Origin of the sequence: Pelodictyon phaeoclathratiforme BU-1, assembly GCF_000020645.1 — a bacterium.
Classification (GTDB): domain Bacteria; phylum Bacteroidota; class Chlorobiia; order Chlorobiales; family Chlorobiaceae; genus Chlorobium; species Chlorobium phaeoclathratiforme.
The window spans coordinates 1138393-1154082 of sequence record NC_011060.1 but is presented as its reverse complement, the minus strand read 5'-3'; the positions used below and the strand labels follow the sequence as shown (position 1 = coordinate 1154082).

Below are 15690 nucleotides of genomic sequence, written 5' to 3'. Positions count from 1 at the left end.
TCTTCAACTAACATTCTCTTCCCGGAAACAATTCCGGAGAGGCAACCTCTTTAACGCCATCCCCCGCCAAGTGAACGATAGAGTTCAGCCAGTGCCGCAAGATGCTGGCGCCGTATATCAGCAAGAGCAAGTTCAGCCTGCAAGGCATTGGTCTGGGCTACGATAACTTCAAGATAGGTCGCCATGCCACTCCGGAAGAGCATTCCTGAGTTGGAGTGTGCAGTCTGAAGGGTTGCAACCCGTTCCGCCGCAATCAGCTCCTGAGTTTTTACCTTTTCAACTGCAACCAATGCATCGGAGACCTCTCCTACCGCTTTGAGTACGGCCTGCTTGAATGCGAATTCCGACTGATCCCGTTCTATTTTTGACTGTTCGTATTTAGCTTTCAACTGACCATGCTGAAAAATCGGCTGCAAAAGGGCGCCCTGTACAAAACCGAAGAGAGAGCCTGGAAAGGTAAACCAATCGCTTGAACGGAGTGCATTCACACCTCCTTCAGCCGTAATCGTCAGAGAGGGATAAAGGGTTGCTTTCGCTTCTCCCATATTGGCATGAGCCGCTCTTACAGCCAACTCTGCAGCCCGGACATCAGGCCGGTTCTGCAGCAGGGCAGAGGGAATGCCAGCCGGAATCGTATCAACCACCTTGAGAGTGAAAAGGGATCGGTCACGAAAAATAGTTGCCGGCATCCTGCCGCAGAGCAAACTGAGGGCATTTTCCTGCACGGCGGTTCTCTGTTCAAGCTGCGGAATCGCGAGCGCTATGGATTGTCTTGAGGCCTCCTGCTGCTGCACGGCAAGAGAGGTGAGCTGACCGGCATCATACTGAAGGCGGATCATCTGCAGCGTCGTATCGGCAAGTGCAAGGTTTTTTCTCGACATGGCGAGCTGCGCATCAAGCATAAGCAGGTTATAATACCCATCAGCCACATCTGCCACCAGTCTCGTCCTCACAGCTCTGGCAGCTTCACCTGTTTTCAGATATGAAGCGAGAGCCGATTTTTTTCTGCTGCGGATCTTCCCCCAGATATCGGCTTCCCATGAAGCGGATGCTGATGCCGTATAATTTTCAGTTGTTTTGTCCGGTTCCGCTTTTGCCTGGGGGCCATTATCAGAGGGACGGCTGAGGCTTCCGTCAACGCCAATGTTGAGTGTAGGAAGCATTCCGAGCCTTGCAGAGTTCAGGCTCTGTCGGGCGTAGTCGATATTTTTCAGTGCTACCTGCAGATCAATATTGTTCACTATCGCACTGTCAATCAACGTCCGTAATGCCTCGTCGGCAAAAAAGCTCCGGTAGGGTAACAGGGAGATGAGAGAATCCGCATTACTAACCCCGGATGCAACACCACGGTAAGCTGCAGGTAACGCCACTTCCGGTTTTTTATACTCTCCGACGGAACTGCAGGCCGCCATTGCGCTGCCCATCAACACAAGCAGGAGTACCCATACGCCATTTTTCTTCAGTTTTCTCATAGCTCAACCATTAATACATCATTACCTGTCATGATACCAGCCCGGCGCTCCCCTTTTCCCTGTTGATGACCTCTTCGAGAATCTCTCCTGCTTCAACAATGGTGCAGGCCGGCCCGGTTATCCGCTCCTGCAGGTACTGGAAGGTGACAAAGAGTACCGGAACAACAAAAATTCCAAGGAGCATTCCTACAAACATCCCGCCAATGGCCGCCGCGCCAATGGAATGGTTTCCCTGTGCGGCTGGCCCTGAAACAAAGAGGAGCGGCAGCAACCCGGCTACAAAAGCGAGCGAGGTCATCAGAATCGGTCGAAGCCTTGCCTTTGCGCCCTCAATGGCCGATGCAGAGAGCGATTTACCCGCAACCCGCCGCTGCAGGGCATACTCAACAATCAGAATGGCATTCTTGGCCAGAAGCCCGATCAGCATGATCACAGCAACCTGGACATAAATATTATTTTCGATACCCGCCAGTTTAATCCCGACAAAAACCCCAAGCAGGCCGGTCGGAATGGAGAACATCACCGCCAGCGGCAAAAGGTAACTTTCATAGAGTGCGGCAAGCAGGAAGTAGACAAACAGCAGGGAAAGCATAAAAATAAAAATCAGTCCGCCGCTCGATTCAAGCTCCTCGCGGCTCTGACCCTTCCAGTCGTAGGTAAAACCTGCAGGCAGACTGGTGCGAGAAATCTCTTCAACGGCTTTAATGGCCTGCCCCGTACTGTAACCCGGCTTGACGACGGCATTGACAGAGACCGCATTAAAAAGATTGAAATGGTCAACCGATTCCGTGCCGTAGACCCGCTTCAGGGTAATCAGCGAGGTAACCGGCACCATGGAGCCAGTGGAATTTTTAACAAAAATGCCGTTCAGGGAGGAGGCCTCTGAACGATCTGCGGCTGCAGCCTGCATCACGACCCGGTAGTACTTGCCAAAACGGTTGAAGTCTGAAGCCTGCATACTGCCATAATAGACCTGCATGACCGTCATAAGCTCTTTGACATTCACCCCAAGCTGACCAGCCTTGACATTATCCACAACAAGTTCGTACTGAGGAGAAGAGGTATTAAAGGTGGTAAATGCAAAACCGATTTCAGGTCGTTTCATCAATTCACCGATAAACCCCTGCGCAACACCATTGAACTTTTCAAGACTCCCCCCACTGCGATCCTGTAATACAAATTCAAGGCCACCCACCGTACTGAAACCAGGCACCGTTGGCATTGCAAGGGCGAAAAAAGAGCCCTCCTTGATGCTGCCCAGGCGCTGTGAAATTGAGGCCAGAATCTTCTTGATATGCCCATCTTTCCCTCGATCTTTCAGATCTTTAAGCTGAAGAAACATCAGGCCAGATGAGGGGGAGGAGCTTCTTGTCAGAATATTGATACCCGAAACCGATACCACTTTTTTCACCCCGTTCATGGAGCGCAGGATGGTTTCAGCCCTTCCCATGGCAATCTGGGTACGGGCAAGAGAGGCTCCGGGAGGCAGGTTGACGGAGACAATGACAAACCCGTTGTCTTCGTCAGGGATAAATCCGGTCGGCGTCGTTTTGAGCATCCAGACGGAAATGCCAACAATCAACGCAAGCATACCAAAGGTGATACTTTTGTTACGGATCAGAAAGATAAGGCTCCGGAGGTATCTGCTTTTCAGGGAGTCAAAACCGGCATTGAACCCGATAAAAAAGCGGTGAGCCGCCCCACCGAATTTTTTCAGCTTTTTATGTTTTGCTTCACCATCCGCATCATGCAGATTGGTAAGAAAAAGGGCGCAAAGTGCCGGACTGAGCGTCAGGGCATTGACTGCCGAGATCAGAATGGCAATCGCAAGGGTAAAGGCGAACTGCCGGTAGAAGACGCCGGTTGAACCCGCAAGAAAACCGACCGGAAGAAAGACCGATGCCATCACAAGGGTAATGGTAACAATTGCTGTGGTTATTTCCCGCATGGCCGAAACCGTAGCAACTTTGGCCGGATAGTTTTTCTGCTCCATTTTTGCATGAACCGCTTCAACAACCACAATGGCATCATCAACAACAATGCCGATGGCCAGCACCAGTCCAAAAAGGGTCAAAACATTGATGGAAAAGCCAAAGAGATTCATGAAGAAAAAGGTGCCAATAATGGCAACCGGAACGGCAATTGCAGGAATGATGGTTGAGCGCAAATCCTGCAGAAAGAGAAAAACCACAAGAAAAACCAGCAAAAAGGCCTCAATAAGGGTATGCTGAACCTGCTGGATCGACTCATCCACAACTTTTTTTGAACTGAAGGGGATGGAGTAGCTGATACCGGCTGGCAGGGAGAGCGATGCTTTTTCGAGAGCCTTGCGAAGCTCGGTTTCAACCTTGTTGGCATTTGAGCCCGGAGCCTGATAGACCGCAAGCACCACAGCAGGCTCTCCGTTTGCCCTGGTATTGACCGTATAGCGGTAAGCGCCGAACTCTACCCGTGAGATATCGCCAAGTTTAAGCAGTGATCCATCGGAGTTTGCCCTGATCACAATATCTTCATAATCACCGGGAAAAGCATTCTTTCCCTTATACTTCATCACGTACTGCATAGACTCGCCGCTGTTCTCGCCAAAGGATCCCGGAGCGGCCTCAAGGTTCTGGCTCTGAATGGCTGCCGATACCTCCTGCGGCGTCACCTTGTAGGCAGCCATTTGCTCCGGACGGAGCCAGATCCGCATGGAGTAGTCCATATTGCCATACACCGAAACCTGACCTACACCCGGAACCCTTGCCAGATCATCAACAATGTTGATTTTGGCATAATTCTGCAGAAAAATCTGATCATACTGTTTGGAACTGCTCGCCAAATTGATCAGCATAATCTGGCTGTTCTGGCGCTTGATCGTCGAAACACCGATCTGAACAACCTCTGCAGGCAGTCGGCTGGTAGCCTGCGACACCCGATTCTGCACATTCACAGCCGCCTGGTCTGGGTTGGTTCCCTGTTTGAAAAAGACCGTGATGGAAAGGGAGCCATCGTTGGCTGAAGTCGAGGTCATGTAGGTCATGTTTTCGACCCCGTTGATCGACTCTTCAAGCGGTGGAGCCACAGAAACGGCCAACGGTCTCTGCACTGGCGCCAGGGTAGCTTGCCGTAACCGAAACACTCGGAGGAGCAATATCGGGAAATCGGGTAATGGGCAACTGGTTCATGCCCACCACTCCAAGAATGATCAGAATTACCGAAATAACAGTAGCCAGAACTGGCCGGGAAATAAATCGTTCAAACATGTCAATACCTGCGTTTAGCTTTCCCCTCTCTGTGCGGAAAAAATATCTCTCGACCCATTAAACTCTTGCATTACCGGGAAGCTGCTGAAAGCTGATCACTTCTTGATTGGCTTGATGAGTGCCCCATCCTGTAATTTTTCAATTCCGGCTGTAACAATAACATCCCCCTGTTTCACGCCTGAACTCACGATATAATTGTTGCCACTCTTTGCCGAAACAACAATCACCCGCTTCGTCACCTTGTTATCCTTTGCAAGCTGAAAAACAAAGACTTTGTCCTGCAGCTCAACGGTAGCAGCCTGCGGAACCAGCAGCACATTACGTGAAAGCGATTCGATGACCACCTTGCCGGTATTGCCTGACCGAAGCACCCCTTCCGGATTGCGAAAAACCGCCCTTATCCTGACGGAGCCTGTTGCCTGATCAAACTGGCCGCTTATAGTACTGATGGCTCCTTTTTCCGAAAACGTGCTGCCATCTGCCATAATCAGCGAAACCGGTGAAACTTGCCGAACTTTTTCCTGTAATGTCACTCCGGGATAGTATTGACGAAAACGCATAAAAGCAATTTCGCTCATACTGAACGAAGCATAGATCTCACTGACGTCGCTCAGAAGCGTCAACCACTCACTCTGGTTTTGACTGAGCAGACTGCCAATCCTGAAAGGGATTTTACCGATATAACCACTTACCGGAGCCTTGATAACCGTATAACCAAGATTAACGGCTGCAGAACGGGCGCTGGCTCTCGTCTGCTCAACAGCAGCAAGTGAGGCCTGATAGTTTGCCCGCGCAATTTTAAGCTGAATATCCGAGATCACCTTGTTCTGAACCAGCGGCAGCAGTTTTTCGACCTCAAGCTTTGCAACAGCCAGCCCAGCTTCAGCGGCATGTTGAGCTGCAAACGCACTGTTATACTGCTCGCGGTAAACCCGGTCATCAATTTTAAAAAGAGGCTGCCCTGCTTTTACAGATGCCCCTTCATCAACATATATTTTCTGAAGCGTACCATCGAGTTGCGGACGAATTTCAACATTGACCTTTCCTTCAAGAAGAGCTGAATACTCCTCTTTCACACTCGCGTCAGAGGTGCTGAGCGTCATAACCGGTAAGGCCGGAGTTCCCTGCTTCATGGGATCTTTACCACCTCCTCCCGATCCACAACCGGAAAAAAACAGCGGTACGCACATGCCGATCAAAACCGGAATACGAAAAAATCTTTTCATCAAATATGTACTCATCATCTTTTATTAATTATCCATCTGAACCAATATCTGCCTCATCACTTTTTACATGCCGGAACATCCTGCTCCGGAAGGCTGCCGGCATCATGCCAGTCTGAACCTTGAAAAAACGGCTGAAGTAAGCCTGATCGCTGAAACCAAGCTCAAAAGCGATCTCCTTGAAACTTTTTCTGCCATACGCGATCTCCCTCTTGGCCTCAAGAATAAGCCTGATATGCAAGATACGAGTCAACGTCAGATCGAATTTTTGGTGAAGAATTTCGTTGAGTCGTTTTGGAGTAATACCGAGTGCCGAAGCATAAAACCCGGCATGACGCTCCTTGCGGAAATTTGCTTCCAGCAACTCAAACAGCAAGCTCATGCGTTGACCGGCCTTGTCAAGCGCAAAAGCAGATTCATGATGGATTCTTGCAATCTGAAGCAGAAAAACCTTGAGATAACAGCGCAGAATGAAAAAGTCCTTCTTCCCCTGGCATTCAAGAGCCATAAGCCCTGCCAACTGAAGAAGCACTCCATGCTCACTCTCGCCTATCCTGACCCCGCTGTTCATGAAAGGATTAAACAACACCCGGAGTTGCGGGTTCATGATTGTACTGAACATCTCAAGCGAAAAAACAATAACATAACCTGATGGAGATGGCCCCTCATAGGCATGAACCTGACCGGGAGCCATAAAATAAACAAGACCCGATTCGACAGGATAGGGTTCAAAATCAATATAATGAGCCACACCGACCGAAGAGGTAAACCAGAGAATCTCAAAAAAATCGTGACGGTGATTTTCACGAGCCAGTTCAAACCCTGAATCTTCGATATCGACAATCCCGAAAAACGTATTTTCAAGTCGTGCTACCGGTATGTCACGAGAAACCTCTATCACACTCAACTCGCCACAAATAAATTACGCTCCTTTTGCAATCACCTATCTCTTTGTACAATCATAACATCAGATTAACAACATAAGTTGCTGAAAGTTGCATAACGATAGACAATCTTCCAGAAAATTTGGATTATTTGCACATTTCTCAACTAACCACAACCCCTTCGCTCAAGCTCCAGCAGAACCATTTTCAACTGGAGTCCGCCACGATAGCCAGTAAGTGCACCCTTACTGCCAATAACCCGGTGACAGGGTATGAAAAGAGGAATTGGATTTTTGTGGTTCGCCATCCCCACCGCCCTCGCTGCATGGGGATTTCCTGAAGCGAGGGCGATATCCTGATAGGTCGCCGTTGATCCATAGGAAATAGTGCGGAGATTCTTCCAGACACGCTGCATAAAAGGTGTTCCTGAAGGGGCAAGCGGAAGCGTAAAATCTTTCAACTCTCCCTGAAGATAGGCATTCAACTGTCGGAAAGCCTGCGTGAGCAGTTCCGTTTCCCCGACTGCTGCTTGTTGCGGCACAATCTCATCAGCAAAAAAAAGGTTCGTTATCGCACCATCAAGCTCGGCTACTGCAACCCTGCCGATAGTGGTCTGCTGAAAAGAGATAATCATGGTTTTATGCGCTTTTTTCCGGTAAAGCTGCAGATAACGATTTTACGATCTCTGTTTTTTTAAACCCGTTGTAGGCAAAGGTAATGCCAATAGCAAAAGCCATTGCTCCAATACCGAGAAGAACATTAAAAAAGGGCGGAGCCGTCAGTGCAAGCCGAACAACCACTGTGGCGACAGCAAAGCCAGAGTTGCGAAAAAGGATTTCATAGCTTGAGCTGTAGCGTAAAGAAACCAGCACCAACAAGACATCACTGAAAACAAGAACCGTGTAGAAAATGGCAAAAAAATCAAATATCGGCTTAAATGAGAGGTAAAAGAGGAGATCAGTGATACCAATTCCGATAAAAGTGATTAAAAGCAAAAGCGAAACCAGCTTTTTTGATGCAATAAAATCTGCTGTCGAAACAGAGCTTTGTGTAATGACACGATGTTGCTGAAGTTTGTAATAAAGGCCGAGGAGGAGAAAAATCAGAAGACCACCGCCAGCATTGGAAAGAATGTGCAGTACAGGTTTTGATGTCTCCACCCACACCAGAGGTTCGTTAAAGTGGATAAATTCCTCAAACGATTGCCGAAGCAGAATAAGCGAAAGAATTTCAAACTGCTTGCCAACCGAATCTGAAAGCGAGTTCGCAAGACTGAAAACCAAGCCAAGAACTTCAAGGCCAAGCAGCATGGAAAAGGCTATATTAATTGCGTAATAGTGGCTCGACGGCACCATCAATGCAAGTTCCTCCGGCAGCCATCCCTGACGACGAAACTCTATGAGGAAGAGAGCCGCGAGAAAAGCAATAATCAGAACATTCGCAGCAGTTCGCTTCGTCTGCTTATGCTCCCAGAAATGCTCAAGTGAATCAAAGATGCGATCAACTCTACCAAGTAAAATGGTCATAATGTCTTCTTGTGTTGAAGAGGAGAAAGAGGAATCTGTTTTGGCCAGCGACAACGGTTCCTCTATCTATTGTCCTCACAAGTTATCACTTGAACTGTTCTTTCTTCAACTCAGAAGAGAGATGTTGCCGTTTTTTTACAAACAGGCCACTTGACCCAATAGCTACAGTTATAACAGAATAATGCATTTTCTACCCACCGCATGACAGACGACCACAAGATAAATTCACAGCAAACAGTATATTGCGGGAAAAGTTACTGTTGGAAAATGATCATTGACACGGCATAACCATTCAATGGCCCCAATGATAATCTTCAAAGCCTGGATAAAAAACTCTAAGGAGGAAAAAATGAGCAATGCAGCGAAAAGTGTTTTCGTATTTGGAATTTATGAGCTGCTTATGGGCTGCGGCCTCATGGTAATGCCCAACCCCATTTTGATGTTTTTTGGTTTTGCCGCCACAGGTGAAGTCTGGATTCGAGTCACAGGATTCTTCGCCTGCCTCCTGGCTTTTTACGACTTTCAGGCAGTCCGCCAGGAGATGACCGAGTTTTTCCACTGGACAGTCTATGCCCGCGCATCAGTCATTCTTTTTTTTACCGCCTTTGTTTGGTCTGGCCTTGCAAGTCCCATGCTCCTTCTCTTTGGGGTAATCGATCTGCTCGGGGCAATCTGGACGGCTCTTGCACTGAGAAAGAAATAACCTGAAAAGCCGGTTTATTTTTTCGCAACTCAAACGGCCAGAAAATCCAGGACGATGATGCTTGTCTTTCAGAAACAACGTTCCTGATGATAGGCTCTATTTCCCGTTCGCCAGGTTCCATTGGATACTCTTCGTTAAAATGGTGCCCCGCTGCTAAAAATCCTGAAGAGCTCTATCTTCTTGATATTAAAGGAGAAACGCATTTATAGTGTATATTGTTTTTGTTTTTACGAGATATATTCATACATTGGAGTATATAAAAAAAATAATGCCTATGATTCACCCGATAGATCGATCACTCATCTACTCCGTAAACCGCTCATTAAAGCATTACGACGATACATCCTGTACTGGCGTTTTTCCTTTTCTTGTCGTCAAGCGTTTTAACAAAACCTTCAACACCATTCTCCGAACCCACATATGATCAACAAACAAGGTATCAAGAGACACCTTGCAAGTTTGTAATAGCATATACAGGCACTTTTTCTTGCCGATATGATTCTGAATTAATGCTATCGAGCTCCTTTTAAACATGATAAGTCAAGCGGTAAGATAGATATCAGCTTGGAAATCACACAGGAGTTGCTGTACCGCTTTTGATAACTTTAATTTGAATATAGCCTTGTGGTATATTCACACATATTCAAAGAACCAATCATAACGAAAAATTAATGACTGCATTATCCAACCATAATATTTTTCTTGCCAACAAGATTAGTCGAAAGTATTTCAATCAAGCAATCTTGTTGTTCTTCTTTTTCGTCACCTCACTGATTCCATCCCAAAACATTGCTCTTGCTGCAAACAGGGTGACAACTGATTATGTTATTACCCATAAAAACCATGCTGACTCAAAAGCCGCAGAATATGCTATTCCAGCCAATGTCATATTAGCTATAGCTCTTGTTGAGTCGGGTGCCGGTACCTCACGGGTTGCAACAAAATTAAACAATCACTTCGGGTTAACAGGAAAAAACAACGCTTCATGGAAATCTCAATACAAGCAGTATCAAAATACCGAAGAGTCCTATGATCACTTCTGCAAGTTCATTGCAAAAAAAGTATTTTACGATAAGCTGAAGCAAGGAGCAGAACCGGAACAATGGATAACTGCAATCAGTAAGACAAACTATGCCGGAAATGCCGGAGTCTGGAAAAGAACAGTTCTTGGAGCCTTGAATGCTATCAAAACTATTTAATATCCCCCTATAAAGCAGTTTCATTAACCAGGAAATGAGCGTCCTTCCCTTGGTTTAATAGAATCCCCCGTCGCTTGCAGCGGGGAATTCAACCCCAATTCGTTTTCCGCCAAGCAGTACATCATCTCAGCAGTCCCCTTCATCGGTCACCATTACTGCCCGAATACAACAATCCGATTTGAGGTGACGTGTCACTCACTTTATTCATGGAGGGGCGGTTCCATCAAATGTACGGCATCGAGTGAGATTCTCAAGGAACCACATATTACGGTGCCAGTCATGGCCGTCATAATTTGTTCAGGTAATGAGACGAGTTAAGTAAATTTACGAATGCTCAAACGGAGAAATCCGGAATGGCACGAAGGAACGGAATAAACAGAAAATGACTTCACAATAAAAAGTGAACTGCTTTACAAACACCCAAAAAATCTCATAATCGGTAGGGGGAACACAACGTGCCGAACTATTTCTTCAGAAATAAAATACACCTCTCGCTGCTTTCCGCGATTGGAGCAGCAAGCTGGTCTGTTTATTTCGATATCCCGGTTAATGGATGGGCTGTTTTGACCGTCTTTCTGCTGACCTTTTCGATCTATCAGGACAATCGGCTTACCGATGATGTTGAAGATACGACGAATGACCCTGATGGTCTGAAAAACGCCCGGAAAAACGAAACGCTTATCACCTATGTCACCTTCTACCTGCTCTCCTTTATCTCACTCGTTATCGCCTTCCAATTCGGACAACAGGCATTCTATACAACGGCACTGATCATTCTGATCGGATTTCTTTATAACCATAAATGCTTCCCGGCGTTGCTCTCCCGTCGTTTGAACGGTGCCCGGCGCCTGAAAGATATCTACGTCGTCAAAAACATCACCCCTCCGCTCGATTGGGCCACCGCCATCATCTTTCTTCCCCTCTTTTTTGAGGGTCAGACACTTTCACCGAAGGCCTGGATTTGCTGGGGTTATCTCTTTATCTGCGCATTCTTTATCGAGGTCATGTGGGACATGCGCGACCGCCGGGGCGATCTCTCAAGCGGCATCAAAACCATAGCCAACACCTTTTCCTTTCTGCATACCAAACAGTTCCTCATCATCACGAGCGTGATCTCCGGAGCCGTGCTGTTCTTGTTTACCTTCACGAACATCCTTCCGGGATCCACCTATTTCCTGCTGGCAAATAACGCTGCCGTGATCGTCATCGCCAGTATGTACCAAGAGAACAAAGAGTCGTTTATGCGGAAGATCAGTGACGTAACCATTCTCCTCGCAACTGTTCTGTTCCTCTCCTTTGGCCTGATCGCCTTTTATTCGAGATAACGCTTTTCGTTTCTCATCAACTTTTTTAAGTTTCTCTGTATCCTGTCGGGCAACGTCAGTGTAGAAAAGCGTATACCCCATTACTCAAGACCAAGCAGGTTATTGATATCTGATTTTTTGAGAACCGTGGTTTTACTCTCCTCAACTTGCTGAAGAGAATGCTGTAAATGCTCAACGACCTTTGGGTCCGAAAAATACCGGTTGATGTCGCTCATTTTCCGGGCAGGAATAATTTCAAAGGTTTCGCTCTTCCCGCACTGGATAATTACCCGTTCCTTGTTTGCGATATCAAGGTATTTCCGAAGGTTACGCCTCAACTCTGTAGTGCTTATTGCTATCGATTGTTCCTCTTTATGTATCACCATAGCGTACAAAACATCAGTAAGATAGTTGTATGCCGGATAACCACCCTCATGTCATGACGCGACCTGCGTTGTCATTCAATAATTATAATCAGTTTTCAGATGGGGATCCGGCATAACCGAAGCTGATGCGTTGCATCTACAGAAGATTCTGAGACCTGAAAACGTTTTCAACGATAGCGCGGGCGGCTTTTCCTGTAGGATGCTCTCCGCCGGTGATGTTGCAGGCAAACACGTACTCGACTCCCCCACTTTCGAGAAAGCCGACAAACCATCCGAGCTCTTCTTTGCCGTCAGCACTCTTGCCTGATCCGGTCTTGCCATAGAGTTTCCCTTTTGGAGTTTCTGCTACCAGCATGACTTCACGAAGTGTTTTCACATGCTTTCCGGAAAACGGCAGCCTGCCGTCAAGCAGTTTGTTTAATAACGCGACCTGCTCTTTGGCGCTGATGAGCATTCCGGTTTTTCCTTTCCGGGGAAGCCAGAAAGTATCGATCCCCGCAGAGATATCCCCGTTTCCATAGCCGATCCGTTCGATATATGTCTTCATCCGTGCAGGCCCGATAGCTCTTGCCAGCGCCTGAAAAGCAGGCACTGCCGAAACCCGGAACGCCTCACGAAGAGTTAAATCGCCATTCCATGCATCGATATCCCGATGCACACCATCCCATGTATACCAGGGATCATCGGCTCCCTTGATCAGGCCGAGCTGCAAGCCGATAAGAGTATTATAAATCTTGAATGTTGAGCAGGGAGACATTCGCCGAGCGCTGAGTGCCGGATTCACATCGGTCACAGCACCGGAGGAGCGGTTAACGATCACCAGCGCCGTATCCAAGGCGCCGAAAAGCGTTCTGTCGATCTCCTGCGCGCCCGAACGCGTCGGCACGCCAAAGAAAAGCAGCAATAATATCAGTAGTTTCATTCTCTTTTAACTCCCAAAATGGTATCGGTTTACTCTGAATAAATTCACAAAAAAATAACAAAACGGTAAAATCGATTCAGGATGAAATAATAGCTGTTTTTGCGAAATGATTTACACGTTATCTTTAGCGAAAAAATAATGGCCCTCTTTTTCCAAAATCGGGCAGATCAGTCTTAACAGTCTTCAATGACAGATTATGATAACATTAAGTGATCTGGGCTTTGACGTGTGGTTCGAAGCACATATCGATGACATCCGCCATGAGGGTCAGAACATTGCACGCATAACAGCCGTTGATCGCAATTCTTACCTTGTCAGGAATGAAATCGGTGAGATTCCTGCCGAACTTGCGGGAAAGTTCTCTTTCCAGGTTGAGTCATCGGTTGAGCTGCCCTGTGTCGGCGACTGGGTCAGTGTGCAGTATCATAATGAGGGCACCCTGGCAATCATCCATGGGCTCTTTCCACGAAAAACGTTTTTACGCCGGAAGCGTGCCGGCATGGAAGTGGAATACCAGATGATTGCAGCCAATATTGATCTCGCATTTATTGTCCAGTCCTGTCACTTTGACTTTAATCTGGCGAGACTGAACCGCTATCTGGTCATGGCGGCTGACGGGCATGTTGAGCCAATTATCATTCTTGCCAAAACGGATCTGATCTCCGACGCTGAACTGCAGGAGAAGCTTTCGGCTATAAAAGAGGCTGGAATCACGACAAGAATTATCGCACTCAGTAATCTGACCGGCGCTGGATATGACGAATTCCGGGAGGTATTGTTTCCAGGAAAAACCTGTTGCCTGCTTGGTTCGTCGGGAGTCGGCAAAACGACGATGATCAATCACCTGACTGGACGGAATGATCTTGATACCAAAGCGGTCAGTGGAACGGGAGAAGGCACACATACAACGACGCGTCGGCAGCTTATTGTGCTTGACAATGGCGTTATGTTCATCGATACGCCCGGAATGAGAGAGTTGGGCCTTCTGGGCGCCGGTGAAGGAGTCAACAAGGGGTTTGAAGATATTATTGAGCTTGCCGGGGCCTGTCGCTATGCCGATTGCAGCCATACACAGGAGTCAGGATGCGCGGTTCTTGCTGCAATTGCAGGTGGAGAGTTGAGTGAAGAGCGCTATGCAGGCTATCTGAAGCTCCGGAAAGAGTCAGAACACTATGAGATGTCCTACCTGGAGAAGCGGAAAAAGGATAAGGCATTCGGACGCTTCATCAAGACAGCAAAGAAGAATCTGAAAAGATGAATGAGCTGGATCGGACAACCGACTCATGCGAATGGGTTTCAATCCCCGCTGCTACTCACCTTACCGATAAGCATAAATCCTACAAATAAAACAGTGTATCAAATGATCATAAAGAACACTTCCGAAATTGACGCAATAGTTGAAAAGAAAGCCCTCTGCAGGGCTCTCTTTTCAACGGAGTGCAGATTTACTTGAACCTGAAGTTTTTGGCTTCGGCCTGGGCCCTCAGATTTTTGAGAATGACTGAGCCGAGGCTCTGTTCACCAGCATTTTGTTTCTGTTTCTGCAGGATATAGGCATCCCGTTTCCGGCTCAGTTCTGTAATCTGCGCTTTCACCTCTTCCCGCTCTCTCTTTTTTTGCTGAACATAGCCGTTCAGTTGACCGGTGTTCATCTTCCGCAGCTCTTCCGGCAGTTCTTCCTTCTTGAGCTGACCGGTTGTTATTTTTTTCTCTTCCACTGCATCGACCAGATCCCACTCCGAAGCCTTGTAAAGACTCGATCCTTTTGAGACACTCCTTGCTGCCGAAACGGGTGCGGAAAGTTTTGCAGCGTTCGCGTCCTGCTGCGACTGGCGGGCAATGCTCTCTTTTCCAGCCTTGCCATAGGGTACATAGGTGCTGTTGATCCGGCTGTTCAACAGTACCAGATCATGATCATAAGGTGTCGGAATACCTCCTGCATCCCTGTCGCTGTCGATGGCAAAGTAGCTGCCACCACCCAAAACGGCCCCTCTCTGCCAGAATGATCCGATACCTTCACGGTAGTCCCCACAGTAGATGGTGTTGACCACGATATCCTTTCCGGCAGCCCACCGGCAAGCCACATCGTAATCAATCGATCCCTGGTTGAACGGTTCATTACCCGCAATGAAAATCATTTTCAGACCTTCCCGGGAACTATTCCACTGCAACTGGTTCAGGCTGCTGCCGATAACATGCCCGCAATACTCCGAACCGCCGTTGGTGTCGAGAGAGAAAAGCGCTTCGGAAAGCAGGTCGAGGTTTTCCGTAAACGGAGTCACCTGACGGATATATCCCGACGTTGCCGGAAGGTTGTTGTTGCCATATTCATAGAGCGCGACCTCAAGCCGAATGTTTTCGCCCCGTTTATGCATTCTTGAAAGTTCGTTGACGATCTGCCATAACTGGCTCTTTGCCTGATTGATCAGTCCGTCCATACTGTTGCTGGTATCGAGCAGCAAACAGAGCTGAACAAGCCTGTAATCACGAGGGCATTTTTGTTCAACCAACCTGAGATTGTCGTACTGCCGTGCATAACCCTCCATGGCCTTCCTCAGCGAGAGCGCCTGCACTCCCCTGACCTCAGCATTGTCTGAACCGGCTATAGTTTTTGCTTCAAGAGATGTTGTTCCGGTGGCTGCGCAGACAGCAACAAGCAGTGGCAATAATTGTTTCTTCATGATAATCACACGATTGCAGTTGAGAATCCTTCCGTTCAGATTAATGACGATATCCCCATTCATTTCTTGCACTCTCCTCATAAAACCCGGAATAAGCGTCTGTACTTCTTCTGGATTTCGTATCATGTCTCTGAAAGAGAGGAAA

General features: G+C 47.6%; 13 protein-coding genes and 1 pseudogene. 5 read left to right on the top strand and 9 right to left on the bottom strand.

Going from position 1 to position 15690, the window contains the following annotated elements:
- Window positions 1-50 precede the first annotated feature (50 nt).
- From PPHA_RS05550 to PPHA_RS05525, 6 genes and pseudogenes are all read right to left on the bottom strand, one after another.
- A complete protein-coding gene (locus PPHA_RS05550) occupies window positions 51-1472 on the bottom strand; it encodes an efflux transporter outer membrane subunit (protein ID WP_012507890.1) in 1422 nt (473 codons plus the stop codon).
- 28 nt (window positions 1473-1500) lie between these two features.
- A pseudogene (locus tag PPHA_RS05545) lies at window positions 1501-4717 on the bottom strand (efflux RND transporter permease subunit).
- Between the two features lie 95 nt (window positions 4718-4812).
- Entirely contained in the window at window positions 4813-5943 is a 1131-nt protein-coding gene (locus PPHA_RS05540; RefSeq protein WP_012507888.1) for an efflux RND transporter periplasmic adaptor subunit, read from the bottom strand.
- A 28-nt stretch (window positions 5944-5971) separates the two neighbouring features.
- On the bottom strand, window positions 5972-6841 hold the full coding sequence (locus PPHA_RS05535) for a helix-turn-helix domain-containing protein (RefSeq protein ID WP_012507887.1): 870 nt from the start codon (window positions 6839-6841) through the stop codon (window positions 5972-5974).
- Window positions 6842-6990: 149 nt separating this feature from the next.
- Window positions 6991-7458, bottom strand: a complete 468-nt coding sequence (locus PPHA_RS05530) for a methylated-DNA--[protein]-cysteine S-methyltransferase (RefSeq protein WP_012507886.1) — start codon at window positions 7456-7458, stop codon at window positions 6991-6993.
- A 4-nt stretch (window positions 7459-7462) separates the two neighbouring features.
- Window positions 7463-8350 carry a hypothetical protein gene (locus PPHA_RS05525; RefSeq protein WP_012507885.1) on the bottom strand — a complete coding sequence of 296 codons (888 nt, stop codon included), beginning with the start codon at window positions 8348-8350 and terminating at the stop codon, window positions 7463-7465.
- Between the two features lie 349 nt (window positions 8351-8699).
- Here PPHA_RS05525 and PPHA_RS05520 point away from each other — a divergent pair, with 349 nt between their 5' ends.
- The 4 genes from PPHA_RS05520 (at window position 8700) to PPHA_RS05510 (ending at window position 11577) form a co-directional block, all read left to right on the top strand.
- Window positions 8700-9053, top strand: a complete 354-nt coding sequence (locus tag PPHA_RS05520; RefSeq protein ID WP_012507884.1) for a hypothetical protein — start codon at window positions 8700-8702, stop codon at window positions 9051-9053.
- 274 nt (window positions 9054-9327) lie between these two features.
- A complete protein-coding gene (locus PPHA_RS15895) occupies window positions 9328-9477 on the top strand; it encodes a hypothetical protein (protein ID WP_190274028.1) in 150 nt (49 codons plus the stop codon).
- Between the two features lie 247 nt (window positions 9478-9724).
- Window positions 9725-10252 (top strand): glucosaminidase domain-containing protein, encoded by a 528-nt coding sequence (locus PPHA_RS05515; protein WP_012507883.1) that lies wholly within the window; start codon window positions 9725-9727, stop codon window positions 10250-10252.
- 455 nt (window positions 10253-10707) lie between these two features.
- Window positions 10708-11577: a UbiA family prenyltransferase gene (locus PPHA_RS05510; protein WP_012507882.1), complete on the top strand. Its 870-nt coding sequence runs from the start codon at window positions 10708-10710 to the stop codon at window positions 11575-11577.
- Between the two features lie 80 nt (window positions 11578-11657).
- Here PPHA_RS05510 and PPHA_RS05505 read toward each other — a convergent pair whose 3' ends face one another.
- Window positions 11658-11942, bottom strand: a complete 285-nt coding sequence (locus tag PPHA_RS05505) for a hypothetical protein (protein ID WP_012507881.1) — start codon at window positions 11940-11942, stop codon at window positions 11658-11660.
- Window positions 11943-12078: 136 nt separating this feature from the next.
- Window positions 12079-12864, bottom strand: a complete 786-nt coding sequence (locus PPHA_RS05500; RefSeq protein ID WP_012507880.1) for a penicillin-binding transpeptidase domain-containing protein — start codon at window positions 12862-12864, stop codon at window positions 12079-12081.
- A gap of 196 nt (window positions 12865-13060) precedes the next feature.
- Here PPHA_RS05500 and rsgA point away from each other — a divergent pair, with 196 nt between their 5' ends.
- Window positions 13061-14122, top strand: a complete 1062-nt coding sequence (rsgA, locus tag PPHA_RS05495) for a ribosome small subunit-dependent GTPase A (protein WP_012507879.1) — start codon at window positions 13061-13063, stop codon at window positions 14120-14122.
- A gap of 187 nt (window positions 14123-14309) precedes the next feature.
- On the opposite strand, the gene PPHA_RS05485 is transcribed toward rsgA, so the two are convergent.
- Window positions 14310-15545, bottom strand: a complete 1236-nt coding sequence (locus PPHA_RS05485) for a vWA domain-containing protein (RefSeq protein ID WP_012507878.1) — start codon at window positions 15543-15545, stop codon at window positions 14310-14312.
- Window positions 15546-15690: the final 145 nt, after the last annotated feature.